Annotated in this window: 20 protein-coding genes and 1 pseudogene; 15 read left to right on the forward strand and 6 right to left on the reverse strand. The window is 64.7% G+C overall.

The genetic code is table 11. The annotated features are described in order from the left end of the window. Window positions 1-6 precede the first annotated feature (6 nt). Window positions 7-1296, reverse strand: a complete 1290-nt coding sequence (locus tag AC5Y2L_RS07560; RefSeq protein ID WP_499934231.1) for a TQXA domain-containing protein — start codon at window positions 1294-1296, stop codon at window positions 7-9. 381 nt (window positions 1297-1677) lie between these two features. Between AC5Y2L_RS07560 and AC5Y2L_RS07565 the strand changes: the two genes are divergently transcribed. Further along, window positions 1678-2601, forward strand: coding sequence for a family 2A encapsulin nanocompartment shell protein (locus tag AC5Y2L_RS07565; protein WP_499934304.1), 924 nt, complete (start codon window positions 1678-1680; stop codon window positions 2599-2601). Continuing rightward, entirely contained in the window at window positions 2588-4453 is a 1866-nt protein-coding gene (locus tag AC5Y2L_RS07570) for a family 2A encapsulin nanocompartment cargo protein cysteine desulfurase (protein WP_499934232.1), read from the forward strand. Before AC5Y2L_RS07565 ends, AC5Y2L_RS07570 begins: the two co-directional genes overlap by 14 nt. A gap of 80 nt (window positions 4454-4533) precedes the next feature. Here AC5Y2L_RS07570 and AC5Y2L_RS07575 read toward each other — a convergent pair whose 3' ends face one another. Both AC5Y2L_RS07575 and AC5Y2L_RS07580 read right to left on the reverse strand, forming a co-directional pair. Beyond that, entirely contained in the window at window positions 4534-5661 is a 1128-nt protein-coding gene (locus AC5Y2L_RS07575; RefSeq protein ID WP_499934234.1) for a YeiH family protein, read from the reverse strand. Between the two features lie 6 nt (window positions 5662-5667). After that, window positions 5668-5907, reverse strand: a complete 240-nt coding sequence (locus AC5Y2L_RS07580) for a hypothetical protein (RefSeq protein ID WP_499934235.1) — start codon at window positions 5905-5907, stop codon at window positions 5668-5670. Window positions 5908-6282: 375 nt separating this feature from the next. Here AC5Y2L_RS07580 and AC5Y2L_RS07585 point away from each other — a divergent pair, with 375 nt between their 5' ends. From AC5Y2L_RS07585 to AC5Y2L_RS07635, 11 genes and pseudogenes are all read left to right on the forward strand, one after another. Continuing rightward, window positions 6283-7050 carry an MlaE family ABC transporter permease gene (locus AC5Y2L_RS07585; RefSeq protein ID WP_499934237.1) on the forward strand — a complete coding sequence of 256 codons (768 nt, stop codon included), beginning with the start codon at window positions 6283-6285 and terminating at the stop codon, window positions 7048-7050. Continuing rightward, on the forward strand, window positions 7047-7895 hold the full coding sequence (locus AC5Y2L_RS07590) for an MlaE family ABC transporter permease (RefSeq protein ID WP_499934238.1): 849 nt from the start codon (window positions 7047-7049) through the stop codon (window positions 7893-7895). The genes AC5Y2L_RS07585 and AC5Y2L_RS07590 overlap by 4 nt, the downstream gene beginning before the upstream one ends. A gap of 4 nt (window positions 7896-7899) precedes the next feature. Beyond that, complete coding sequence (locus AC5Y2L_RS07595) at window positions 7900-9174, forward strand: MCE family protein (protein WP_499934239.1); 1275 nt, start codon at window positions 7900-7902, stop codon at window positions 9172-9174. Continuing rightward, window positions 9171-10202, forward strand: coding sequence for an MCE family protein (locus tag AC5Y2L_RS07600; RefSeq protein WP_499934241.1), 1032 nt, complete (start codon window positions 9171-9173; stop codon window positions 10200-10202). Before AC5Y2L_RS07595 ends, AC5Y2L_RS07600 begins: the two co-directional genes overlap by 4 nt. Continuing rightward, window positions 10199-11377, forward strand: coding sequence for an MCE family protein (locus tag AC5Y2L_RS07605; protein ID WP_499934243.1), 1179 nt, complete (start codon window positions 10199-10201; stop codon window positions 11375-11377). The genes AC5Y2L_RS07600 and AC5Y2L_RS07605 overlap by 4 nt, the downstream gene beginning before the upstream one ends. After that, the gene (locus AC5Y2L_RS07610; protein WP_499934245.1) at window positions 11374-12702 is read left to right on the forward strand and encodes an MCE family protein; all 1329 of its coding nucleotides are present in this window, start codon (window positions 11374-11376) and stop codon (window positions 12700-12702) included. Before AC5Y2L_RS07605 ends, AC5Y2L_RS07610 begins: the two co-directional genes overlap by 4 nt. Beyond that, the gene (locus AC5Y2L_RS07615) at window positions 12699-13820 is read left to right on the forward strand and encodes an MCE family protein (RefSeq protein ID WP_499934247.1); all 1122 of its coding nucleotides are present in this window, start codon (window positions 12699-12701) and stop codon (window positions 13818-13820) included. The genes AC5Y2L_RS07610 and AC5Y2L_RS07615 overlap by 4 nt, the downstream gene beginning before the upstream one ends. Further along, a complete protein-coding gene (locus AC5Y2L_RS07620) occupies window positions 13821-15299 on the forward strand; it encodes an MCE family protein (protein ID WP_499934249.1) in 1479 nt (492 codons plus the stop codon). It abuts the gene before it with no gap. Between the two features lie 82 nt (window positions 15300-15381). Continuing rightward, entirely contained in the window at window positions 15382-16008 is a 627-nt protein-coding gene (locus tag AC5Y2L_RS07625) for an Rv1363c family protein (RefSeq protein WP_499934250.1), read from the forward strand. Beyond that, window positions 16005-16619 (forward strand): hypothetical protein, encoded by a 615-nt coding sequence (locus AC5Y2L_RS07630; protein ID WP_499934252.1) that lies wholly within the window; start codon window positions 16005-16007, stop codon window positions 16617-16619. The genes AC5Y2L_RS07625 and AC5Y2L_RS07630 overlap by 4 nt, the downstream gene beginning before the upstream one ends. 56 nt (window positions 16620-16675) lie before the next feature. Next, window positions 16676-17086: pseudogene (locus tag AC5Y2L_RS07635) on the forward strand (CAP domain-containing protein); the annotation flags it as partial. A 44-nt stretch (window positions 17087-17130) separates the two neighbouring features. Here the strand turns inward: AC5Y2L_RS07635 and AC5Y2L_RS07640 are convergent. Next, complete coding sequence (locus AC5Y2L_RS07640; RefSeq protein ID WP_499934253.1) at window positions 17131-17460, reverse strand: hypothetical protein; 330 nt, start codon at window positions 17458-17460, stop codon at window positions 17131-17133. Window positions 17461-17596: 136 nt separating this feature from the next. Then, window positions 17597-21691, reverse strand: coding sequence for a bifunctional nitrate reductase/sulfite reductase flavoprotein subunit alpha (locus tag AC5Y2L_RS07645; protein WP_499934305.1), 4095 nt, complete (start codon window positions 21689-21691; stop codon window positions 17597-17599). 376 nt (window positions 21692-22067) lie between these two features. On the opposite strand from AC5Y2L_RS07645, the gene AC5Y2L_RS07650 reads away from it, so the two are divergent. Then, the gene (locus AC5Y2L_RS07650; protein ID WP_499934307.1) at window positions 22068-22544 is read left to right on the forward strand and encodes an LppP/LprE family lipoprotein; all 477 of its coding nucleotides are present in this window, start codon (window positions 22068-22070) and stop codon (window positions 22542-22544) included. 71 nt (window positions 22545-22615) lie between these two features. Here AC5Y2L_RS07650 and AC5Y2L_RS07655 read toward each other — a convergent pair whose 3' ends face one another. Beyond that, window positions 22616-24553 carry an acyl-CoA dehydrogenase family protein gene (locus AC5Y2L_RS07655; RefSeq protein WP_499934255.1) on the reverse strand — a complete coding sequence of 646 codons (1938 nt, stop codon included), beginning with the start codon at window positions 24551-24553 and terminating at the stop codon, window positions 22616-22618. 93 nt (window positions 24554-24646) lie between these two features. Between AC5Y2L_RS07655 and AC5Y2L_RS07660 the strand changes: the two genes are divergently transcribed. Further along, the gene (locus tag AC5Y2L_RS07660; RefSeq protein ID WP_499934256.1) at window positions 24647-25213 is read left to right on the forward strand and encodes a methyltransferase family protein; all 567 of its coding nucleotides are present in this window, start codon (window positions 24647-24649) and stop codon (window positions 25211-25213) included. Window positions 25214-25216: the final 3 nt, after the last annotated feature.

Below are 25216 nucleotides of genomic sequence, written 5' to 3' on the forward strand. Positions count from 1 at the left end.
GAATCCTTAGGCGATGTCGGTACAGGCTTCGTCGGACTGCCAGGTGATGTCGAATTCGATGGCCACATCGGCGGGCACCGTCAGGGCAATCGGTGTCAGGCGCTGTGACGCCCCCTCGAACGCCACTCCGGTCAGCACCCGTCCGCCCAGCTCATGCGGTGTTGTCGCAGTCATCGTGGTTGCCGATGTGCCCGGCGCAGGACGCAGGTAGAAGTCGGTACCCGGGGAAATGACGGAATCGATATGCGCGCCGTCGGCATCGACCAGTGCATGTCCTTTCGCGACGCTGAGCGTCAAAGGAATGGGCACTTGAAATGGTCCTATGAGTTCGGTTTCGGCGGTTGCTTGCGTATCGACCAGGTAGGGCGCCTGGATGTCAAGGCTATCGCGCAAGGCATCGCGCGCTCCGCTGAGTAGGTAATTGTAGAGGTGCACCACTCGGTCGGCATTCCGAAAGTGGCGGGCACCGGTCAGCCGGAAGCGAACGTGGCCGACCGTCGGGGTGGCCGCGGTCGGCGCGATTGCGATCAAGCGGTAGTAGCGGTAGCCGCGCCCGCCGCGACTGTGGCTGCTGGCCGACAAGGTGCTGCCGACACCAAGTGCGCGCTGGTAGCGGGCGCTGCCGGCTTCGGCGGTCAGCTGCGATCCGGAGACATCCTGCCAGCAGCGGCCATCGGCCGACTTTTGCAGCTTGAGGTTGACCGCGGTGTCGGACGCCACCCACACCGAGTAGCCGCCCAGTTGTGGTTCGCCGTCGAACTCGAAGGTGAGCACCGGCCCGGGTGACCGGTGCACCGCGACCGGTACGTTCAGCGGGCGGGTGTCCAGAGCCAAACCATTCGTGAAATACCAGATCGCAGCCTGCGTGGCGGCGATCGCTTCGTGTTCGCTGATATTGGCCGGTCCCAACGGGTAGCCGTGCTGGCGTAACTGACGACTCAGTTCGGTGGTGCTGTGCATCGGGAAGGACTGGCGCACAATCCAATCCACTTCGGTTTCACCGGCTCGGTGACGCAGATGCGGCAGCGTGGACCAACTGCCCAGCCGGTAACGCGAGGGATGGTCCGGTGCGATGCCGCAGAAATCCAGCGAGTAACCCTGCAGGTTGGGGTGCACCCGGATCAAGTCGGTGCGGGCGGAGCTGCCGTCGACGAACAGGATCGTGTCGACGGTGTGCGAATAGGTGCCGCCGCGGTAACGCGTCATCTGAGCGAGCCCGGTGGTGGGGCGGACCAGGACTCGGCGACGCGTCGCCACCTGCGCCACGGCGCGGTGCGGCATGGATAACACGGTCATGTGCGGTTGATCTTCCTGAGACAGTTGACGGCGCGCGGTCGGGATTGCCGGGGGTACGAGCGGTACCACCCGTGTGCCCGGGTAAGGCGCGAGGATTTCTACAGCGTCGAAAGGCGTCCGGAAATCAACAGCAGCGACAACAACAACAGCTCACCACGGGGCGGCGCGTAAGGACGAAGCGCGACTGTGTGGGCTGTGCCATGGCACCACTATAGGACAACCGCAGGTCGCGGGTGCAATTCGCGGTTTCGCTCAGATCAGCTTTAATCCTGTCGACGGTCTCCGCGGCTGCGTAAGCTCGTCGCGCGCGGGCGCTCGTTGTGGGCGATCATGGATCTGCCCGGCACACTGCAGTACCTCACCAAGCACGGAAGGACAACGATGATGGCGGCTCAAACCGAGTCTCAGGCACTTGGCGATCTTGGTGCCCGGCAGCTCGCCAACGCGACCAAGACCGTCCCGCAGCTCTCCACCATCACGCCGCGCTGGTTGTTGCATCTGCTCAGCTGGGTGCCGGTGGAAGCCGGCCTGTATCGGGTGAACCGCGTGGTCAATCCCGAGCGGGTGGCGATCAACGCCGAGGAGGGTGCCGGCACCGAAGAACCACTGCCGGAGACCTACGTCGACTACGAGACCAGTCCGCGCGAATACACCCTGCGGACGATTTCGACTCTGGTCGACATCCACACCCGCGTCTCCGACCTGTACTCGAGTCCGCACGACCAGATCGCTCAGCAGCTGCGGCTGACCATCGAGACCATCAAGGAACGCCAGGAACTCGAACTGGTCAACAGTCCCGAGTACGGGCTGTTGGCGCAGGTGACCCCGGAGCAGACGATCCAGACGCTCGGCGGTGCTCCCACGCCCGACGACCTGGACGCGCTGATCACCAAGGTGTGGAAGACGCCGAGTTTCTTCCTCACCCATCCGCTGGGCATCGCCGCATTCGGGCGGGAGGCCACCTACCGCGGAGTGCCGCCCCCGGTCGTGAGCCTGTTCGGCGCACAGTTCATCACCTGGCGGGGGATTCCGCTGGTTCCCTCCGACAAGGTTCCGGTCCAGGATGGCAAGACCAAGTTCATCCTGGTGCGCACCGGCGAGGAGCGCCAGGGCGTGGTGGGACTCTTCCAGCCGGGTCTGGTGGGCGAGCAGGCGCCCGGTCTGTCGGTGCGCTTCACGGGCATCAACCAGTCCGCCATCGCGACCTACTTGGTCACCCTCTACACGTCTTTGGCCGTCCTCACCGACGACGCGCTCGCCGTGCTCGACGACGTCGCTGTGGACCAGTTCCATGAGTACAAGTGAGTACCGGTCGGTAGACGCCGAAAGCGAGCTGCCCATCAGTGCTGCCGAACTCGCGGCACTGGCGACGCAGCTGTATGCGGCCAGCATTCGGCCGGGCCCCGACAGCCCACCGCAGACAGCGCCGATGGCTCCTCGGGGCGGAGTGCCCGACGCCACCGCCGCGACGTCGGCCGGTCGGGCCGCCGCGGGCGCGGGCGATCCGTTTACGGCGCCGGTCCCGCTGATCGGGGTCTCGGATATCTATGTCCCGGCGCCGGCCTCACCCGAGCCGGACGGCGTGCCGCAGACCGCGCCGGTCGCCCCGCGCGGCAGCGTCCCGGACACGACGGCGGCGCCCTCGGCCGCCGCTGCGACCGCGGGTGTCGCCGATCCTTATGTCCCCCCGGGCGTCGCCGATCTGACCGCGTTCGCGGTGCCGTCTTCCGGGATCGTGCCGACGGTGCCCGGCGTGCTGGCCGGCTCGGTCCCGAGCGTCCCGGTCGCCCCACGCGGCACCGCACCGGGCTGGTTGCCCGAGGCGCCGTCGATACCGGATTTGGGCTGGTCCGACTCGCCGCCCGCCGGACCGGTTGGCGACGAAGGCAACTATCGGTTCCTCGCCGTGTCCGAGCCGGTTCCGGCGCTGCCCGACCGGCATGAGGTGTTCGACGTCGACGCGGTGCGGGCGGACTTTCCGATTTTGCGGGAGACCGTCAACGGCAAGCCGCTGATCTGGTTCGACAACGCCGCAACCACCCAGAAGCCGCAGGTTGTCATCGACCGGCTGGCGCACTTCTACGCGCACGAGAATTCCAATATCCACCGCGCCGCGCACGAGTTGGCAGCCCGGGCCACCGATGCCTACGAAGAGGCCCGGGACACCGCTCGGCGTTTCATCGGGGCGGCCAAGGACGAAGAGATCGTCTTTGTGCGCGGCACCACCGAAGCCATCAACCTGGTGGCCTATGCGTGGGGCGGCAAGCATCTGGGACCGGGCGATGAGATCGTCATCACCCACCTCGAACACCACGCCAATATCGTTCCGTGGCAGCTACTTTCGCAGCAGACCGGTGCAATCCTGAAGGTCGCTCCGGTGGATGACGCGGGCAATCTGTTGCTGTCGGAATTCGAGGAACTGCTCGGTCCGCGCACCAAACTCGTTGCCGCAACCCAGGTTTCCAACGCGCTGGGCACAGTGACACCGATTGAGAAGATCGTCGAATTGGGTCACCGCTATGGGGCACGGGTGCTGATCGACGGTGCCCAGTCGATCCAGCATCTGCCGGTCGACGTCTCCGAACTCGGCGTGGACTTCTTCGCGTTCTCCGGCCACAAGATCTACGGTCCCACTGGGATCGGCGTCCTCTACGGGTCTGAGCAGGCGCTGACCGAGACACCGCCGTGGCAAGGCGGCGGCAACATGATTGCCGACGTCACCCTGGAGCGGTCGCTGTATCAAGGACCGCCGAGCAAGTTCGAGGCCGGCACCGGCAATATCGCCGACGCCGTCGGGCTCGGGGAGGCGCTGCGGTACGTCGAGCGCCTGGGAATCGAGCGCATCGCGGCGCACGAGCACGCGCTGCTGCAGTATGCGACACCGCGGCTGGCCGACATCCCGGGTGTTCGCTTGGTGGGCACCGCAACCGAGAAGGCCAGTGTGTTGTCGTTTGTTCTGGACGGCCACGATCCGCTGGAGGTCGGCAAGGCGCTGAACGCCGAGGGCATCGCGGTGCGCGCCGGCCATCACTGCGCGCAGCCGATTCTTCGCCGGCTCGGAGTGGAGGCCACCGTTCGACCGTCGTTTGCCTTCTACAACACGTTCGAGGAGATCGACGTCTTCCTGGACGCGGTGCGCCGCATCGCGTTGCCCTAGCCCGCCGAACGTGGGGGTTACGTACGAAAAGTAGCGCCAAAACGCGTGCATAGCACCCACGTTCGACGCGCCCATATGTGCTACGCCCCTACGGCGCCTGCGCCCCAATGCCATACGCGTGAGGTCAGCAACACGATCCCCAGCGACACCGACGCGACGACGACAAGGCCGATCACCGCGACAACGAGCGGGCGCCATCCGGTGCGGGCGAGCTGGCGGATGTCGGTGTTAAGCCCGACACCGGCGAAGGTAAGCAGGAAAGCCCATTTCGACACGTTGGCGAGGTTGGCCGTCTGGCCCTTGCTCAGCCAGCCCGCCGTCGCGATCGTCGAGACGGCCAAAAATCCCAGTACGAACTTGGGAAATTTCTGCCAGATAAACGCAGCCTTGGCTGTTGCGCCCCGGGCGATATCGTCGGCTTGCCCTCGCGAAGCCCAAAACAACGCGAAACCCAATACGACGAAGCCGATTAGCGCGTTGCGGGTCGACTTGACCAGCACGGCGATCTTGCCGGCAGGTGCAGAGAACAGATAGCCGGTGGCGGTGGTTTCTGCGGTGTTGTCCACCGACAGGCCAGCCCATAGTCCGAATTCGTAGTCGGTCAGCCCGATCGCGTGCCCGAGTGGCGGCAGGACGAACAGTCCTACCGCTCCCAACGCAAGGATCGCCGCGATCGCGTAGCCGACGTCGGTGTTGCGCGCCCGGATCGCACCCTTGGCGGCCACGATTGCCGACACCCCGCAGATCGAGGTGCCGATCGCCAGCAGCGAGCCGAGCTTCCCGGACAAGCCGAATGTGCTTGCGACAACCAGGATTATCGTCCCGGCGATCGCCATATCCACCAAGATCTGAACCAGGCTGGTGGCGCCGAGCTTGACGATATCGCCCAAAACAAAGCGCGACCCCAACAGCACGATTCCGACCTTCAGCCAGAACTGGTAGGTCAGCACCCCGGGCCGAAACACGCGGTGCAGGCCGATCGTGTTCGCGACGAGCAGGCCGATCACGATCGCCCACAGCACGTATTCGATGTCCGGAACAGTCCAATGCTGCTGGCGGGCAAGGGCATTCCACCAGACCTGGGCGTACTTTCCTAACCCGCCCACAACAACCAGCAGCAGTATCCCGGGCACGTACTCGATGGGCCGAGTGCTGGTGAAGGCGGTTTCGCCCAGCGCTTCCTCGGGCTCGACGTCAACGACGCTCACGGCTGATCACCACGGAATCTTCGGAAGCGCATCGGCGACCGCCAGCGCGGTGATCACACCTGCCAGCGTCACTGCCCACCAGTCGTCGCCGATCCGCAGCAACCGACCGCGCCACTGCGGAGTGTCCGGTTCGGGCCCACTTTGCGCGTTCTGCCCCACTTCGATTGCTCCTATTCCCATTGGCGGCGGCATGATCCGGGCCGCAGTCTTGCGGGCAATCGTTGCGCCCTCGGCATAGCTATCCAAGTGATTAGATCCCGGTGAATCGAGATGCAAAGTCCTTCGTCAAACAATCTCGGGCGATGCAATTTTGCTCAGCCGGGACAAAACTATTGCGGTGGTCCCGCTTTGCCCGGTTGGATTTCGTGCTCGGTGGCCATCGTCGACCGGGTGCCACGCACGTGAGCTGGACGGTTGTCGCCGTCCGGCCAGATTTGTTCTGGCTGATTGCAAATCTACGGGTGGCATCGGTAGTGCCCGTAAACTGGCGCTTCCTTTTAGTCGCAAGAGGGTAGCGAGGCAGGCAGACAGCAGGCCAATAAATTAAAAGTGCGTTGCACTTATTACGAAAATGGGGGACCGGATGCGCCGAATCGACACCCGGTGGGTCGAGCGGAACGTATGAACGGCACGGCCATCGCGAAGCCCATGAACGCGCTGGGACAGTTCTTCGTGCTCAGCGTCGAATCGTTGGTGGTGATGGTGCGTCGCCCGTGGGCCTGGCGCGAGCTTCTCGAGCAAATCTGGTTCGTGGCCCGGGTCTCGATTTTCCCGACCATCATGCTGTCGATCCCGTACACGGTGCTGATCGTGTTCGTGCTCAACATTTTGCTCGTCGAGATCGGGGCGGGAGATCTGTCCGGCGCCGGAGCCGCCCTGGCGTCGGTAACCCAGGTCGGGCCGGTGGTCACCGCAATGGCCGTCGCCGGCGCCGGCTCGACCGCCATGTGCGCCGATTTGGGTGCGCGCACCATCCGTGAGGAAATCGACGCCATGAAGGTGATCGGCGTCAATCCGGTTCAGGCCCTGGTGGTTCCGCGCATCATCGCCGCCACCTTCGTCGCGCTGCTGCTCTATTCGGTGGTGGCAGTGACCGGCTTGACCGGCAGCTACATCTTCGTGGTCTTCGTCCAGCACGTCACACCCGGTGCGTTCATTGCGGGCATGACGCTGGTCACCGGGCTGCCACAAGTGGTGATCTCACTGATCAAGGCGACCTTGTTCGGGCTGTCTGCCGGATTGATCGCCTGCTACAAGGGCCTGTCGGTCGGCGGAGGCCCCACCGGCGTCGGAAACGCCGTCAACGAAACCGTGGTCTTCTCCTTCATGGCGTTGTTCTTCATCAACATCGTGGTCACCGCCCTCGGCGTGAAGGTGACCGCGAAATGAGCGCCACCGCAAGCGAGCCGCCGTGGTTCGCCACGCTCGGTCCCAGGATGGTGTCCGCCACCCGGCGGCTGGGTGAACAAACCGCGTTCTACGCGCAATCGTTGGTGTCTATCGCCGATGCGATACGCCGCTACCCGGGAGAGCTGCTGCGGCTGATCGCCGAGATGGGCCTGGGCGCAGGCGCATTGGCCGTGATCGGCGGCACGGTGGGCATCATCGGCTTCCTGACGCTGACGACGGGCGCCCTGGTCGCGGTGCAGGGCTACGACACGTTGTCCAACATCGGCGTCGAGGCGCTAACCGGATTCCTCTCGGCCTTCTTCAACGTCCGCATGATCGCGCCGTGCACGGCCGGAGTGGCACTGGCGGCCACCATCGGCGCCGGCACCACAGCGCAATTGGGCGCGATGCGCATCAATGAAGAGATCGACGCGCTCGAAGTGATGGGCATCCGATCCATCACCTACCTGGCGTCGACACGGATCATCGCCGGCATCTTGGTCGTCATCCCGCTCTACGCTGTCGCCGTGCTGATGTCGTTCTTCGCGGCAAAGTTCGGCACCATCTACATCTACGGACAGTCCCGCGGTGTCTACGAGCATTACTTTTCGACGTTCTTGCGTCCGACCGACCTGCTGTGGTCGTTCCTGGCGGCGCTGACCATGGCGATGGGCGTGATGGTGGTGCATACCTACTACGGATTCACCGCGACGGGCGGTCCCGCCGGCGTGGGCGAAGCGGTAGGTCGTTCGGTGCGATCGTCGATGATCGTCACAGCCTTTGTCTGCCTGCTGATTTCGCTATCCATCTACGGGCAGTCCGGCAACTTCAACCTGTCGGGGTGACCGCATGGCCAACATCTCCGGCGGAAGCCACGCGCGCAACAGGGTCAATCGACCCCGCAGGGGCAAGGTCGACCCAATTTGGTGGGCGCCAACGCTGTTCATCCTCATCGCTGGCCTGGTCGCGCTGACCGCGGCGTCGTTCTCCGGCACCTTCCGCAGCTACATCCCGCTGACGCTGGTGTCGGACCGTGCCGGACTGGTCATGGAAACCGGCGCAAAGGTCAAGCTGCGCGGCGTGCAGATCGGCCAGGTGGCGTCGATCGGCAGCGACGTGAAATCGGCCCAGCTGCAACTGAAAATGGACCCCGGGCCGTTCAAGTACCTACCCAGCAACGTCGAGGCCGAGATCAAGTCGACCACCGCGTTCGGCTCCAAGTACGTCGACCTGATCGTGCCCGACCATCGCAGCACGCAAGCGCTCAAGCCCGGTTCGGTGCTGCGCTCGCGCAATGTCACCGTCGAGGTCAACACCGTCTTCGAAAACCTGCAATCGGTGGTCGCGGCGATCGACCCCGCCAAACTCAATGCGATTCTGTCCGCGTTCTCACAAGCGCTGCGGGGCAAGGGCGATCGACTCGGAGAAGCCATCACCGACGCCAACGACCTGCTGCTGACCGTGAACCCCCGGATGTCCACGATCCATCAGGACTGGCGGTTGTTCGGCAAGACGGCGGCCGCGTATTCCGCTGCGGCGCAGGACATCCTGTCGATTCTGGACTCGGCGGTCACCCCCAGCGCCACCATCACCGCCAATCAGCAGGCGCTCGACACGCTGCTGTTGTCGGCGATCGGCTTCAGCCAGGCCGGCATCAGCGTGATCGGCAACAACGAATCCAACATCGTGCGATCGGTCAACCTGTTGGAACCCACGACGGCGCTGCTGCGCAAGTATTCGCCGACCTACACCTGCCTGTTCCAGGGTGCGCAATGGTTTCTGGATCACGGCGGCCGCGACGCCTTCGGCGGCAACGGCTACTCGGTGATCCTCGACGCCGCACTGCTATTCGGCGACGACCCCTACCGGTACCCACGCCACCTGCCCAAGGTGAACGCCACGGGCGGGCCCGGGGGGCGGCCGAGCTGCGGTTCGCTGCCCGACCCGAGCGCGAACTACCCGGTCCGTCAGCTGGTGACCGACACCGCTTGGGGAACCGAGCCCAACGAGATTCGCACCAACCTGGCGACCGGAAACCCGTGGTGGTCCAACTACTTCCCGACCACCAAGAACCCACCCGAACCGCCGCGGTACTTCTGGCGTGGAGGGCAGCCGCCGCCATGAAAAGAAGGAAGCTATCGGCGATCATCGCTCGCGTCGCGTTGTTCACGGCGGTCTGCCTGGTGTTCACCTTCACGCTCATCGCGGTCTTCGGGCAGCTGCGGTTCGAGGACCGCACGCCCTATCATGCGGTGTTCACCAACATATCTGGCCTGAAGTCCGGCAACTTCGTGCGCATCGCCGGCGTCGAGGTGGGCAAGGTCGGTGACCTCACCTTGCACCGCGACGGAACGGTCACCGTCGACTTCGCGATCGACAAGGGCCTGCGGCTCACCGAGGGTACCAAGGCCGTCGTGCGTTACGAAAACCTCATTGGCGACCGCTATCTGGCGCTCGTCGAGGGTGCCGGGCCCCCGCGCCGGCTGGCGCCGGGTGCGACGATCCCGCTGGCCCGCACCGCGCCCGCGCTGGACATCGACGCACTGATCGGGGGATTCCGGCCGTTGTTCCGGGCTCTGGACCCCGACCAGGTCAACGCGTTGTCCGGGGAACTGCTGCGAATTTTCCAGGGACAGGGCGGCACCATCGCCTCGGCGCTGGCGCAAACCTCCACGCTGACCACCACCCTGGCCGGACGCAGCGAGCTGATCAGTGAACTCATCACCAACCTGAACACGGTGCTGCACACCTTCGCCACCCGCGACCACGAATTCTCCGACGGCCTGGACAAACTCGCCCAACTGGTGGAGGGACTGGCGCAGCGTAAGACCGACATCGCCAACGGGCTGGCGTACATCAACGCGGCAGCCGGCTCGGTCACCGACCTACTTGCCCAGGCACGCCAGCCGATCAAGGACATGGTGCGCGAAACCGACCGGATGTCCGGTCAGGTGCTGGCCGACCGCGAGTACGTCGACAACCTGCTCAAGACATTGCCCGACATCTATCAGGTGCTGGCGAGGCAGGGCCTGAACGGTGACTACTTCGGTTTCTACTTCTGCGACGTGCTGCTCAAGCTCAACGGCAAAGGCGGCAACCCCATCTACGTCAAGATGCTGGGCCAGCCGAGCGGGCGGTGCACGCCGCAATGAAACGATTCAGGTTCAAGCCGCTCAGCGAGCGCAATCCGGTCATGGTCGGGCTGGCCGGACTCGCGATCGTGACCGCAGTGGTCGTCGGCGCCTTCCAGTACGACAAGCTGCCGTTCATCAACGGCTCCAACGACTATTCGGCCTATTTCGCCGAAGCCGGCGGGATCAAAGTCGGTAGCACCGTGCGGGTTTCGGGCATGGGGGTGGGCAGGGTCTCCGATGTCCGCCTGGACGGCACCAAGGTCCGCGTCGGCTTCACCGTCCGCAAGAGCGTCGAGCTCGGCGACCGCACGGAAGCGGCGATCAAGACCGAGACGGTGCTGGGCGCCAAGATGCTGGAGCTCACGCCACGCGGCGAGGGCCGGTTGACGGGCACCATTCCGTTGGAGCGAACCCGATCACCCTACGACCTTCCCGACGCGCTGGGTGACCTGACCACCACGATCAGCGGTCTGGATACCGCCCAATTGTCCTCGGCCCTAACGACGTTGGCGAACACGTTCAAGGAGACGCCACCCGATCTGCGGCCCGCACTGGAAGGCGTGGCCCGGTTTTCGGACACCCTCAACAGTCGCGACGAGCAGCTGCGCAACTTGCTGAGCAACGCCAACAAGGTCTCCGGAGTGCTGGGCCGGCGTAGCCAGCAGATTGCCGGGTTGGTGGCGAATTCCAATGCGCTGTTGGCGGCGTTGCTGGATGAACGAGATTCGATCGACACATTGATGAACAACCTGACCGCGGTTTCACAGCAGATCTCCGGGCTGGTCAACGACAACCGGACGCAACTCAAACCCGCCCTGGACAAGCTCAACGGGGTGCTGGAGATCCTGGACAACCGAAAGCAGGAGCTGCAGGCAACGCTACCCAAGTTCAAGCGCTATGCGATGTCGTTCGGCGAATCACTGGGATCTGGACCGTTTTTCAAGGCGTATGTGGCCAACCTGATTCCCGGCCAGATCGGCGGACCCGTGATCGACGCGGACATGTACGACAGGTTCCTTGATCCCAATGCCAAGTTGCCGTCCGAGGCGGTCGACCCGCCGACGGGATCTCCGCCCGTCCCGCCGCAGAACGCACCGGTGCCGCTGTGGTCTCAGCCACCCTCACCCCCGCCCGCGACACCGCCGCTTCGTACGGTGCCGCCCCACACCGGTTACGGCGGTGCGGGATCATGAACCGGCGCACCCTGCGGATTCTGACCGCGATCAGCCTCGCGGCCACGCTGACGATCTCGTCGCTGATCGTCGGCGCCCGGCTGTGGAAGGTTGTCGAAAAGAACACCTACTCGGCGTATTTCGCGGAAACCAATGGTCTGTTCGTCGGCGACGAGATCAGGATTCTCGGCGTCGCCGTCGGATCGGTGGACAAGATCGAGCCGCAGCCCACCGCGACCTTGGTGACATTCTCCGTCGACAAGCGATATTCGGTCCCGGCCGACGCCCGGGCAGCCATCCTGTCGCCGTCGCTGGTGACATCGCGTGCCATCCAACTTGTCCCGGTTTACTCCGGCGGCCCGAAACTGAGTCCGGGGGCGGCAATTCCGCTGAGCCGCACCGCGGTTCCGGTCGAGTGGGACGACTTCCGCAAACAGCTGGAAACGCTGAGCGAGACGTTACGGCCCACCGCTCCGGGCGGGGTGAACACACTGGGCGAATTCATCAACTCCGCCGCGGACAACCTGCGCGGCACCGGTGACACCGCGCGGGACACCGTAATTAAGTTGTCCAAAGCGATTTCGGCGCTGGGCGATCACGCCGACGACATCTTCAGCACGGTGCGCAACCTGCAGCTGCTGGTGTCGGCCCTGTACTCCAGCAGCGATCTGCTGGCCTCGTTCAACCGGAACCTGGCCAGCGTGACCACCGTGCTGTCGAACACGCCCAACGAAGTCGCGAATGCGGTGCGCGGCCTGGACGCGGCACTGGCGGACCTGCGTGGCTTCGTCGGCGAAAATCGGGAAGCGCTGGGGGTCACCTTCGACCGGTTGAGTTCCATCACGACCGCGCTCAACGACAGCCGTGGCGATATCAAGCAGATCCTGCACATCGCCCCGACGGTGTTCCAGAACTTCATGAACATCTACCAGCCGGCGCAGTCCGCGATGACCGGCATCCTGGCGTTGAACAATTTCGCCGACATCCCGCAGTGGATCTGCAGCGCGATCGAGTCGGCGTCGCGGGCCCGCCTGGAGCGGGTGTCGAAGCTGTGCCTGCAGTACGTCAATCCGGTCATCAAAAACCGCATCTACAACTACATCCCGATCGGGATCAATCCCTTTGTCGGACCTCAGGCCCGGCCGAACGAGATCACCTACAGCGAAGACTGGCTGCGGCCGGGCTATACGCCGCCCCCGGCTCCGGAGCCGGTAGATCAGCCCATGCCGGCCGAGCAGCCGCGACCCGAGGGGGCCCCGCCGCCCGCCGAGCCACCTCCGCCGGCCGCGACGGTGAGCTCGACGGAAGTCCTGCGGAATCTATTGCTACCAGTAGGTCCATCATGAGACGTGCCTTGGCCGCGGCGCTGTGCGTGGCATCGATCGTCGCGCTGCCGGCGTGTCAATGGCGCGGGCTCAACTCCTTTCGCCTCCCCGGTACTGCCGGCGGGGGACCGAACTCCTACACGATCCAGGCGCAGATGCCCGACGTCGTGACCATCCAGGAAAACACCCGGGTCCGGGTCAACGACGTCAACATCGGCAACGTCACCAAGATCGAGGTGCAAGACTGGCACGCGCTGGTCACCATGCGCATCAACGGCGATGTCCGCCTGCCCGCCAACTCGACGGCCAAGCTCGGCCAGACCAGCCTGCTCGGCTCGATGCACATCGAACTCGCGCCGCCCAAAGACCAGCCGCCGGTGGGTGAATTGAAAAACGGGTCGATCATTCCGCTGTCGCACGCCAGCATGTATCCGACCACCGAACAAACTCTGGCCGCGGTGTCGATCCTGCTCAACGGCGGCGGACTGGGCCAACTACAGGAAATCAACCGTTCGATAGCCACCGCCTTCGCCGGTCGCGAAAGCGACATGCGCAGCCTGCTCGTCCAGCTGGACCAATTCATCGCCGGCACCAACGCGCAGACCAACGACATCATCGCCGCCGCAGAGAATCTCAACAGCCTGGCCGGCCAGGTGGCCGCCAAGGATCCCGTCGTCGACAAGGCGCTGACCGTGGTGCCCAAGGCGCTGGCCGTGCTGGCCGAGCAACGCCGCAACATCGCCGAAGCCATCGACCAGCTCGGCAAGTTCAGCGCGATCGCGGCGGACACCATCCACCAGAGCAAGGAATCGTTGGTTGCCAACCTGCGTGACATCGCGCCGGTACTAAGGTCTTTGGCGGATGCCGGCCCGGCGCTGACCAAGGGCCTGGACATGCTGCTGACCTATCCGTGGCCGGCATCCACGGCCCGAAACTGGTTCCGCGGTGACTACGCGAACCTCACCCTGATCGTCGATCTGACATTGAGCCGCATAGACACCGGGATCTTCACCGGCTCGCGCTGGGAAGGCAACCTCACCCGGTTGGAACTGCAGTGGGGACGCACCATCGGCATGCAGCCCAGCCCGGCCACCGGCGGCAATCCGCTGACCTTCCCGTACCACGACGGGGGGTACTGAGTGCTGCGTTTACATCGCAAGACCTGGATTCAGTTGGCAGTCTTGGCGCTGGTCACCATATTGTCCTGCGGAGCAATGGCTTTGGACTTCATGAAGCTTCCCGAGACACTGTTCGGGGTCGGGCAGTACAACGTGACCGTCGACCTGCCAGAGTCGGGCGGGCTGTACCAGACCTCGGTGGTCACCTATCGGGGCACCGACGTCGGTCAGGTCAAGTCGATCGAAGTGACCGCCAGCGGTGTGCGTGCGGTGCTGGCAATGAAATCCGGCACCCCGGTGCCTTCCGACGTCCAGGCATCGGTGCACAGTCGCTCGGCGATCGGCGAGCAATACATCGAGCTGACACCGAAGCCGGGCAGCGGCCAACCTGGGCGGCCCCTGCGCGACGGCGACGTCATCCCCGTAGGGCGCGTCGACGTGCCCGTCGACATCGGCCACTTGCTCGACGTGACAAACCGTGCGCTGCAAGCGATCCCGCGTGACAACCTGCGCACGGTGATCGAGGAGAGCAACCGGGCGGTCGGCGGGCTCGGACCCGAGCTATCCCGGATCGTCGACGGGTCGGCGGCGCTGGCGATCGCCGGAGGCCGGACCACCGATCCGCTGGCCGCGTTGATCGACCAGTCCCCGCCGGTGCTGGACTCCCAGGTGCGGACGTCGGATGCGATCGCCACCTGGGCCAGTCGAACCGCGGCCATCATGGCGCAATTCAAGGCGCAGGACGCCGCGCTGCGCGATTTGCTCACCCAGGGTGCGGCCGGCGTGCAAGAAGGCCACCGGTTGTTCGACCGGGTAGCGCCGGCCGTGCCGCTGCTGTTGGCGAACCTGGTCAGCTTGGGCGATATCGCGGTGGTCTACCGCCACGACATCGAGCAACTGCTGGTGCTGCTGCCGCAAGGCATTGCGGCCATGTCGGCGATCATCGTGCCTAACTCCGGCACCAAGCAGGACTACCGCGGCGCCTATCTGGACTTCAACCTCAACCTCAACCTGCCGCCGCCGTGCACCACCGGATACCTCCCGCCCAAACAGCGACGTTCGCCGGCCAGCGTTGATGCTCCGGACCGGCCGGCGGCAGACCTGTACTGCCGACTGCCGCAAGACTCGGAGCTCAATGTTCGTGGGGTGCGCAACATTCCCTGTGAAACCAAGCCGTGGAAGCGGGCTCCCACCGTCGAACTCTGCGAGAGCAACGAGGAGTACGTGCCGCTCAACGACGGCTACAACTGGAAGGGCGACCCGAACGCCACCTACACCGGTCAGGGCGTCCCGCAGTATCCGCCGGGCGCCGATCCGCGGTTACCACCGCCGCGGGGCACCGCGCCTTTCATCGCACCGTCGGCCCCACCGCTTGCGGTTACCACCTACGATCCGGCGACTGGCGACTACCTGGCCCCCGACGGGCACCGCTACACCGAGTCCGACCTCGCCCATCCGCGCGCCAAGAACTGGCAGCAACTGCTGGTACCGCCGCCATAAGGCGCTGTGGGCGATGAAAAACACCGACAGATAAGGAAACTCATGGCGATACAACCCACCAGCCGCACTGTGAAGGAGTGCCATGTCCGCCGAACCTGATGCCCCCGACACCGAAAAACAGGTCGGCGAATCAACCGAGGCCGAGGACCACAACGACCCTGCCGGTGACGCCGAGGAGTCCGCTGAAATCTCCGCAGCCGAGGCTGCTGGACCTCGGATCCGCTGGCGGCTTTCAGATGCGGGATGGGCGTTGGTGGCCAGCGCCCTCGTCGTCGCAGTGCTGGCAGCATTGGGTGGCTGGTTCGGCTACCGCGGCTACCAAAAGCACGAGGCACACACGCAGCGCGAACTTTTCGTGCAGACCGCGCGTCAGGGCGCGCTGAATCTCACGACGATCAACTACACCGAGGTCGAGGCGGACGTGCAGCGTGTGCTCGATTCGGCCACCGGCGCTTTCCGGGATGACTTCGCGAAGCGCGCCCAGCCGTTCATCGAGGTGGTCAAGGCAGCGCGATCGCAGTCGGAAGGCACGATCACCGAGGCCGGACTGGAATCCCAGCGCGGCGACTCGGCTCAGGTGCTGGTAGCAGTCGCGGTGAAATCGCGAACTGCCGTCGGCGAGCAGGCGCCGCGGGAATGGCGGATGAGAATTCAGGTTCAGGCCGTCGGCGACGGCGCCAAGGTATCGAACGTGGTCTTCGTGCCATGACGACGCTGAAGGAACCCACCACCCGCGAGGAGGAACTCGCGGAGAGCGTCGACTCAGCGCCTGACGCCGGGGCGGCCGAAGCGGATTCGAGATCCACCCACACCGACCAGGACACCCCGCATCGCCGGATCGCCTGGTCGCGGGTGTTTGGTTATTGGGTGCTGCCCGGTGCGGCACTCGTGCTCGCAGTTGTCGTGGCGTACCTGAACTGGTGGGATCGATCCGCCAATGACTTCCCAACGGCTCGCAGCGAGTCCGTGCGCGTCGCCAGTGAGGACGCTGCTGCGTTGTTGTCGTACCGGCCGGAGTCGGTCGACCGGGATCTCGGCGCGGCACGGGAACGGTTGACCGGCGACTTCAAGGACGCTTACACCGCGCTGACGCGCGAAGTGGTGATCCCCGGGGCGAAGGAGAAGCACATCGCTGCGGTGGCGAAAGTCACCGCAGCAGCGCCAGTTTCGGTAACCGACAACCACGCGGTGGTCCTCGCGTTCGTGCGCCAGACGGTGACCGTCGGCGACGGCGCCCCTACCGATACCACACCCGTACTGCGGGTGACGCTGGACAAGGTCAATGGCAAGTGGCTCGTTTCGCATTTCGACCCGGTGTGAAGGCCAGCATCTTGGTTGGCGCCGGGATCGTTTCGGCGACAACCGTTTTGGTGAACCCGACGGCCTATGCCGACAATAAGCGGCTCAACGACGCCGTTGTCTCCGACGTGTACACCATCCAGCACCAAGCCGGTTGCACCAACGACGTCGTCATCAATCTGCCGCTCCAGCTGGCCGCCCAATGGCATGCGGTCGACATGCTCAACAACCGAAACCTCGACGGCGACATCGGTTCCGACGGTTCCACGCCGCAAGACCGCGCCAATGCCGCAGGCTTTCACGGCAGAGTCGCCGAGACGGTCGGGATCAATCCGGCGTTGGCCATCAGCAATCTCGAACTGATCAAGCAGTGGTACTACAACCCCGATTACCTGGCGATCATGCGCGACTGCGGGAACACCGCCATCGGAGTGTGGTCGGAGAACAGTCTGGACCGCACCGTCGTGGTGGCCGTCTACGGCCAGCCCGCCGCGCGCAATCGGTGAGCTAGGCAGGCGCGACGAGACGCGGATTAGACGTAGTCTTTGGCCGCGTCCGCATCGAGTCGCTCGGCTGAGGCAGTTGAGGCCTCGCAGACGCAAAGCGCCGTGGTGCGCGGCAACCAGCGCCACAACTGGGCGCCGCGCTTGCGCATCATGTGCTGCGCGTAGACCTTGTCGCGCTGCTGTGGGGAGAACGCCAGGTCGAGGTTGACCGGCAACCCTGCCCAATCGACGTGGTCTCGGGCCCAGGACTGGCTGCTGGACTCGGTGTCGGGTGTGTCGCCACGACGCCGCCAGCATTGCAATGGGCAGTCTTTATGCGCGGCGGCCCTGCCGAGACGGTCACACTCCGGAGCCATGCGAACATCCCTCCCTCGACTGCGCGACCAACTGAGTGCATCGTGCGACGGGGATGTTTCAACTGCGGGTGTGCGATGTTTCCGACGTATTACGGTTGCTCGCCTAAGCCCGCTGGGGACGGGCCCCGGCATGAGCTCAGTAGACGTCGCGGTGGTAGCGCTTGTCGGCGCTCAACTGCCGGACGTAGTCCTCGGCGGTGCCGCGGCTGAGCTTGCCGTGTTCGGCTGCGATCTCACAGATCGCACGGTCGACGTCTTTGGCCATCGGGTCGGCGTTGCCGCAGACGTAGAGGTGGGCGCCGTCCTGCAACCATCGCCACAGCTCGGCCCCACGCTTGCGCATCAGATGCTGCACGTAGACCTTCTCGCGCTGATCCCGCGAGAACGCAAGGTCCAGCTCGGTGAGCAAGCCGTCGGCATGCATCTTTTCGATCTCGTCGCGGTAGTAGAAGTCGGTGGCGGCGTGCTGCTCGCCGAAGAACAGCCAGTTGGGCCCGGTGTGGCCGAGCGCCCGACGCTCCTGCAGGAAGCCGCGGAACGGCGCGATCCCGGTTCCCGGGCCGATCATGATCATCGGCGTCTGCGAGTCGCTCGGTGGCCGAAAGTTGCTGGACGGCTGCAGATAGACGGCAACTCGATCGCCGGGGGAACGATCGGCAAGGTAGGTCGAACACACTCCGCGGCGTGGGACGCCCTGAAAGTTGAAGCGCACCGGCGAGACGGTCAGATGAACTTCCCCCGGGCACTCTTTGGGGCTCGACGAGATCGAGTACAGCCGTGGCCGAAGGCGTTTGAGGACCCTCAGCCACTCGTGGGCCGATGCGGAGACCGGCAGCTGTCGAAGCAGGTCGATGGACTGGCGACCCCACGCCCAATTGCTCAGGGCGGCTTTGTTTTCCGGCTTCAGCATCTCCGCGAGTTTCGCGTTGCCGGTGCGTTGCTGCACGAAGCGCACCAGGTCTCGGCTGATGTGGGCGATCTCGATTCGTTCGGTGAGCGCGGAACGTAACGACATCAGGCCAAGCTCGCCGACCTCGACCGGGGTCTGCGGATCTAGCCCGGTGACCGCCAGCCATTCGTCGACCAGGCGGTCGCTGTTGCGCGGCCACACGCCCAGCGCATCGCCGGCCTCGTACGTTACGGTCCCTTCGGGCAAATCAAACACCAAGTGCCGCACGTCTTTCGCTGATCGAGGCTTGCTCAGCGTGGTGTTGCGCACCATCCCGGTGATCAGCGGGCGCTTCTTCGTGTAGGTGTGCGTCGCCGGGCGTTTGGAGCGCGGGGTTGTGACGAGCGTGGTGGGGGCGTTGCGGGTATCCGGGGTATCGCCGGTCAGCGCCCGGACGACCGAGGCCAGCCAACCGGCCGCTGCGGCTTCGTAATCGGGCTCGCAATCGACCCGGGGGACCAGTCGAGTCGCGCCCAACTCGGACAGCCGCTCGTCGATTTTGCGTCCGTGACCGCAGAAATCGCCGTAGTTGGAGTCGCCCAGAGCCAGAACGGCGTAACTGGTATCGGTGAATCTCGGTGCGCCACTTCCGCTCAGCGCCCGCCAGAGCCCAGCGCCGTTGTCAGGTGGTTCGCCGTCGCCGGTGGTGCTGGTGATCAGCAGCAGTTGTGGAGTCGCCGGTAGTTCGGCAACCGGAAAGTCGTCCATGCTGTGCAACGCCGCCGAGAGCCCGGCGTCGCCGAGTTGCGCGGCGACATTGACGGCGAGCTCCTCGGCGTTCCCGGTCTGCGACGCCCACAACACCACGATCGGGGCCGCCTTTGGCGCCTCTGCGGGGGTCGGAGTGGGTTCCCGGCCAGCGGCCTCCGGGGGTGTCTCGGCGCGCGCAAAGATTCCGGCGAGCAGACCGTCGACCCACAATCGGGTGGCGGAGTCGAACGGGGCGCTCAGCGGTAGCGTCGGCACACCCGCGCTGCGGCGGCCGGCCTCCGATCGCAGCCCGGCGATGAGACCCGCGAGATAAGAGCGTCCAAGTGGACCGAACTGGGGCGCCGGTTCATTTGTCATACCGAGGATTTCGGCCAGGGCATCGACCTTGGCCAGGCTGATTCCTGGCGCTTCGGGTGCCTCCGGCGACTCGGTTACGGGCGGCTCGGCGTTCGAGGCGACGGCGACCTTGATCAAGGTGACAGCGCACGCCTTGTACTCCGGTTGGCGCGACACCGGGTCGACGGCATCGTTGGTGACGGCGTTGATCGACAGGTATTCGCCGAATGCGTCATTCCAGTGGAACGGGGCGAAGCAGGTGCCGGGCAGCACCCGGTCGGTGACGACGGCGGGCAGCACGGCACGGCCACGGCGGGAAGCGATTTCGACCGGATCGGTGTCGCTGATCTGCAACCGCGCGGCGTCATCGGGATGGATTTCGACGAACGGTCCCGGGTTGAGCTGGTTGAGTTTGGCGACCTTGCCGGTTTTGGTCAGGGTGTGCCACTGGTGCGCCAGGCGCCCGGTGTTGAGCAGGAACGGGTATTCGGCGTCGGGCATCTCTTCAGGTGGCAGGTGCGGCCGGGCGAAGAAGACCGCCCGGCCATCCGGGGTGGGGAAGGCCAGGCGGGGGACGATGCCGTCCTCGCGCACCAGCCTCGTCTGGCTGACACCGTCGTTGAGGTAGCGGATCGGGTTGCGATCGTCGCTGTCCGGCGGGCACGGCCACTGCAGCGGTGTCTGGCGCAGCCGTTCGTAGCTGACGCCCCGCAAGTCATACCCGGTGGCGGGATTCCAGAACCGCTTGATTTCGTCGAACACCTCTTCAGCCGTGGTGTAGCTGAAAGCCTCCGAATAGCCCATCGCGCAGGCCATTTTGGCGATGAGTTGCCAATCCGGCAGCGCCTGCCCTACCGGCTCGACGGCTCGCTGAAACAGCGTCAGGGTGCGCTCCGAATTGACCATCACCCCGTCCGACTCGGTCCACAAGGTGGCCGGTAGCAGCACGTCGGCGTATTCATTGGTCTCGGTGTCCAGGAACGCATCCTGGGTAATCACCAGTTCGGCGGTTTCCAGGCCGGCCAGGACCGTCTTGCGATTGGCCACCGTGGCAACGGGATTGGTGCAGATGATCCAGCATGCTTTGATCTCGCCGTCGGCCATGCGGGAGAACATGTCGATCACACCGTCGCTGACGTCGGTGCGCAACGACCCGCGCGGGATATCCCACTGGGCTTCCACGAATTCGCGGTCGTCGGTGCTGAGCACTGTCCGCTGACCGGGCAGGCCGGGTCCCATGTAGCCCATCTCGCGTCCGCCCATCGCATTGGGCTGACCGGTGAGCGAGAACGGACCGCTGCCGGGTTTGCAGATCGCGCCGGTAGCCAAATGCAAGTTGCAGATCGCATTGGTGTTCCAGGTCCCATGGGTGCTCTGATTGAGTCCCATTGTCCAGCAACTCATCCAGTTTCCGGCTTCGCCGATCCAGCGTGCTGCCGTGCGGATGTCGTCGGCTGGGATGCCGGTGATTTCGCTGACCGTGTCGGGGGTGAACTGCTTCAGGAAACTAGGCATCACCTCCCAGCCTGTGGTGAACTCAGAGATGAATTCGGCGTCGGTGTGCCCATTTTCGACGATGAGGTGCAGCAAGCCATTCAGCAGCGCCAGATCCGAGCCAGGTGTGATCTGCAGGAAGAGGTCCGCCTTGGCGGCCGTCGCGGTGCGGCGCGGGTCGACGACGATCAGTTTGGCGCCGGCTTTGACCCGATCCGTCATGCGCAGGAACAGGATTGGGTGACAGTCGGCCATGTTGGAGCCGATGACGAAGAAAACGTCGGCGTGGTCGAAGTCCTGATACGAGCCGGGCGGGCCGTCGGCGCCGAGGGAGAGCTTGTAACCGGAGCTGGCACCGGCCATGCACAATCGGGAGTTCGACTCGATCTGGTTGGTGCCGATGAAACCTTTGGCCAGCTTGTTCGCCAGGTACTGCGCCTCGAGCGACATCTGCCCCGACACGTACAAAGCCACGGCGTCGGGGCCGTGCTTGTCGATGATGGCGCGTAACCGGTTGGCGGACCGCGTGATCGCGGCGTCGATGCCGACGGGTTCCAGGGCCTGGCCACGGTCGGCCCGAACGTAGGCCGACTCCGCGCGGCCGCTTGCGGAAAGCAGGTCGGCAGTGGTGGCACCCTTGGTGCACAACCGTCCGAAATTCGCGGGGTGGCTGGTATTTCCGGCCGACTTCGCCACGTGACGCCGGCCGCTTTCCGGGTCGGTTGTGAGCTGCAGCACCATGCCGCAGCCCACACCGCAGTAGGCGCACAGGGTGCGCACGGTGGCTCCGGTGTCCCCGGCCACGCCTACCTCCTCGAATACAGCCCTGGAATCCGCAACAGGCTTTTCCGCTGAATCGTGCGGCAAGCATGTTTCGGCACCGCGTATCCGACGTTTCCGCCGCTTTACGGGTTCCCCGCAACCGATCCGGCGCTGTGGTGAAATGTGCGGGAAAACAGCGGTTGACCACGGCTTTCGCGGGTCAACCTGGACCGGCAGTCGTAGCTTAGGTTACCGGCGACGCCGGCGGTCGTGCGCGCCGAAAGCGGTGCTTCGACGAAACCGGTGGGACATTCCCAGCCTTCGTTAAGCTCGTTGCGTGTGTCGCCGGCTGGTTGTGGTTTTGCTGATCCTGCTGGCGCCGTCGTTTTCGGCATGTGGCTGGAAGCCGCCCACGCCACCTCCGCCGCCGCCCGACAACTGCAAGGCTTCCGACGGCCCCAGTGTCGACACGGTGAAGCAGGCCATCGCCGCCGTCCCGGTCGAGGTTCCAGGCTCGACGTGGGTGGAAATCGCGCGGGGGCACACCAGGAAGTGCCGGTTGTACTGGGTGCAGATCATTCCGACGATTGCCAGCGAGTCGACTCCCCAGCAGTTGTTGTTCTTCGACCACAACACTCCACTGGGCTCACCTACTCCCAACCCGAAGCCCTACATCACCGTGCTGCCGCCCACGGATGACACGATCACCGTTCAATACCAGTGGCAGAAGGGCAAAGACCAGCCCTGCTGCCCCACCGGCATCGGGACGGTGAAGTTCCAGATCGGATCCGACGGCAAGCTCAAGGCGCTCGGCCCGATCCCCAACCAGTAAGCCGGCCGAGCAGACGCAAAATCCCCTATTTTCGTGCCGAAATAGGGGATTTTGCGTCTGCTCGCGCCACGTCAGCCGGGCAGATTCTCCGGGTGCAGCATCTCGGCGTAGCGCAGCGGCTCGGGGATGCCGAAGCCGTCGACCAACGTCTCGGCATGCGGGCGTAGCTTGCGGCACCGGTCGTTGATGCCCCGGGTGACCGCCTTGGCCCGCTCGGTGGACAGATACCGGTGCTCGATGTACCAGGCCTTGTCTTCCTCGATCACCGACAGCGCATACAGGTCGCACACCATCTCCAGCAGCTCGCGCGCCGCGGCGTCCTGACACGACTCGATGCCGGCGACGAACGCTTCCAGCACTACCCGGTCAATGTGTGCGCTCGCCGCGTGCAACACGTGATCCTGCACCGCGTTGAAGGCGTCGAAGGCCGACATTTCCTTGGATTTGCCCTGCAGCCGGCGGGCGACCGAGGACAGCAGGTAGTTCTCGCGTTCCTCGAACATGGTGACCTGGGTGCCGCGGTTGAACAGGCTGCCTTCTTCCTCACTGTCTTGGCTGGCGTCCACGATCCGTTGCATAATCGCTTCTGCGGCAGTGCGTTTCATCACCCGATCTCCGACGGCGTTGGCGGCGAACCGCACCCACTCCACCGGGCTCATGCTGCGGATGTCGTCGGCGTAAGCGGTCAGCAACTCCTTGGCGACCAGCTGCGTGAGCACGTGGTTGTCACCTTCGAAGGTGGTGAACACGTCGGTGTCGGCGCGCAGTGCGATCAGCCGGTTCTCGGCCATGTAACCCGCTCCGCCACAGGCTTCCCGGGCCTCTTGGATGGCCTTGCTGGCGTGCCAGGTGTTGGCCGCCTTCAGTCCCGCAGCGCGCGCTTCGAGCTCGCGCTGCTCATCGGCGTCCACCACGTCCGACGTCTGCAGGTCGTGACACTTGGACACCAGCTCGTTCTGCGCGAATTGCAGTGCATAGGACCGCGCTATCAAGGGGAACAGCCGTCGCTGATGTACCAGGTAGTCCATGATCAGCACTTCGTGGTCGTCGTCGGGAGCGCTGAACTGCCTGCGCTGCAACGCATATCGGGTGGCGATGTCGAGTGCGACCTGGGCCGCGGCGCCCGCGCTGCCCCCGACGGTGACCCGGCCGCGGATCAGCGTGCCGATCATGGTGAAGAATCGGCGGTTGGGGTTGTCGATAGGTGAGGTGTAGGTGCCGTCCGGCTCGACGTCCCCGTACTTGTTGAGCAGGTTCACCCGCGGAACCCGGACGTGGTCGAACATGATGCGGCCGTTGTCGACGCCGGGTAGCCCGCCCTTGTAGTGGCAGTCCGACGTCGTCACGCCGGGTAGGTCATTGCCCTCTTCGTCGCGGATCGGCACCAGCACGCAGTGCACGCCGTGGTTGACCGGCTCACCGTTCTCATGGGTGATCAGCTGCGCGAAAACCGCTGCGATGGAGGCTGTTTCGGCGGCCCCGCCGATGTAGTCCTTGCGGGCCGTGGGAGTGGGGGAGTGGACGACAAACTCTTCGGTTTCGGGGTCGTAGGTGGCCGTCGTCTCCAGCGCCTGCACGTCACTGCCGTGTCCGGTCTCGGTCATCGCAAAACAACCGCGCAACTCGAGCGAGATGATGTCCTTGACATAGTCGTAATGCCGTTCGGTGCCCAGGTTCTCGACCGCACCGCCGAACAGGCCCCATTGCACGCCGGCCTTGACCATCAGCGACAGGTCCGACATCGCCAGCATCTGGATCATCGTGATCGCCGCACCCACGTCGCCGGTGCCGCCATGTTCCTTGCGGAACCCTTCGTCGGAGATGCCGGCCGCGGCGATGATCTTCATCTGCTCGAAGACCTTGGCGCGGGCGATGACGGTGTTGGGGGTGTAGTGCGGGCGGAATTGTTCGTGTTCGAACTTGGCCCGGGTCTGGTTCTTCACGTCACGCCAACGCCCGTCCAGCGTATCGCGCAGATGATCGGCAGTGGTTGTCATGTTCGGCGCCATAACCAGACCGTAACGTGCCGTGCGTGCCGCGGGAATAGGTTCGTCGAGGGGGTGCCTGCGGCTTGCGGGGACTGCTCGCGCAAACTACACGACATGCCGCAAAAGCTGGCCGCTCTCATGATTGTGCTGCTGTTGGGCACGGTGTTTGCCCGAGTCGCCTTGTTGCGCCGAAGCGGCACTCGCGCAATGCATTTCGGAAACATCGACAAGACGGACTTTCTGATACCGCCGGTGGCATTGTTCTACTTCTACACGGTGTTCGCCGCCGCTTTCGGCTGGCCGCTGGTCAGCACACAGCGGTTTTTCCGGTCGACAACCGTTGCCTGGCTGGGAGTTGGGCTGTGCGCGGGCGGCCTGCTGATCCTGGTGTTCAGCTTGGTGGCATTCGGCAACAGCTTTCGGGTCGGCATTGACATCGACAAACCTGGCCGGCTGGTCACCACGGGCATCTTCGCGGTCAGCCGCAATCCGATTTACGTCGGCTTCTTCCTGTTCCTGGTCGGCCAGCTCTTGGTATTTCCCAACTGGATTCCCCTCTGCTATCTGGTCGCTGGCACTTTGCTGTTCCATCGCCAGGTGTTGCGGGAGGAAGAATTCATGCGGCGGTGGTACGGCCAGGAATACCTCGAGTACTGCAACCGTGTCCGGCGCTATGTCTGAAGG

The sequence above is a fragment of the Mycobacterium sp. NGS66 genome, from assembly GCF_059812225.1.

Bases quoted from the DNA above. Each gene is read 5' to 3' on its own strand.
- AC5Y2L_RS07590 (WP_499934238.1), top strand. From the start codon at position 7,047: ATGAGCGCCACCGCAAGCGAGCCGCCGTGGTTCGCCACGCTCGGTCCC.
- AC5Y2L_RS07625 (WP_499934250.1), top strand. From the start codon at position 15,382: ATGTCCGCCGAACCTGATGCCCCCGACACCGAAAAACAGGTCGGCGAA.
- AC5Y2L_RS07610 (WP_499934245.1), top strand. From the start codon at position 11,374: ATGAACCGGCGCACCCTGCGGATTCTGACCGCGATCAGCCTCGCGGCC.
- AC5Y2L_RS07655 (WP_499934255.1), bottom strand. From the start codon at position 24,553: ATGGCGCCGAACATGACAACCACTGCCGATCATCTGCGCGATACGCTG.
- AC5Y2L_RS07660 (WP_499934256.1), top strand. From the start codon at position 24,647: ATGCCGCAAAAGCTGGCCGCTCTCATGATTGTGCTGCTGTTGGGCACG.
- AC5Y2L_RS07585 (WP_499934237.1), top strand. From the start codon at position 6,283: ATGAACGGCACGGCCATCGCGAAGCCCATGAACGCGCTGGGACAGTTC.
- AC5Y2L_RS07640 (WP_499934253.1), bottom strand. From the start codon at position 17,460: ATGGCTCCGGAGTGTGACCGTCTCGGCAGGGCCGCCGCGCATAAAGAC.
- AC5Y2L_RS07565 (WP_499934304.1), top strand. From the start codon at position 1,678: ATGATGGCGGCTCAAACCGAGTCTCAGGCACTTGGCGATCTTGGTGCC.
- AC5Y2L_RS07600 (WP_499934241.1), top strand. From the start codon at position 9,171: ATGAAAAGAAGGAAGCTATCGGCGATCATCGCTCGCGTCGCGTTGTTC.
- AC5Y2L_RS07615 (WP_499934247.1), top strand. From the start codon at position 12,699: ATGAGACGTGCCTTGGCCGCGGCGCTGTGCGTGGCATCGATCGTCGCG.
- AC5Y2L_RS07570 (WP_499934232.1), top strand. From the start codon at position 2,588: ATGAGTACAAGTGAGTACCGGTCGGTAGACGCCGAAAGCGAGCTGCCC.
- AC5Y2L_RS07595 (WP_499934239.1), top strand. From the start codon at position 7,900: ATGGCCAACATCTCCGGCGGAAGCCACGCGCGCAACAGGGTCAATCGA.
- AC5Y2L_RS07560 (WP_499934231.1), bottom strand. From the start codon at position 1,296: ATGACCGTGTTATCCATGCCGCACCGCGCCGTGGCGCAGGTGGCGACG.
- AC5Y2L_RS07630 (WP_499934252.1), top strand. From the start codon at position 16,005: ATGACGACGCTGAAGGAACCCACCACCCGCGAGGAGGAACTCGCGGAG.
- AC5Y2L_RS07605 (WP_499934243.1), top strand. From the start codon at position 10,199: ATGAAACGATTCAGGTTCAAGCCGCTCAGCGAGCGCAATCCGGTCATG.
- AC5Y2L_RS07645 (WP_499934305.1), bottom strand. From the start codon at position 21,691: ATGGTGCTGCAGCTCACAACCGACCCGGAAAGCGGCCGGCGTCACGTG.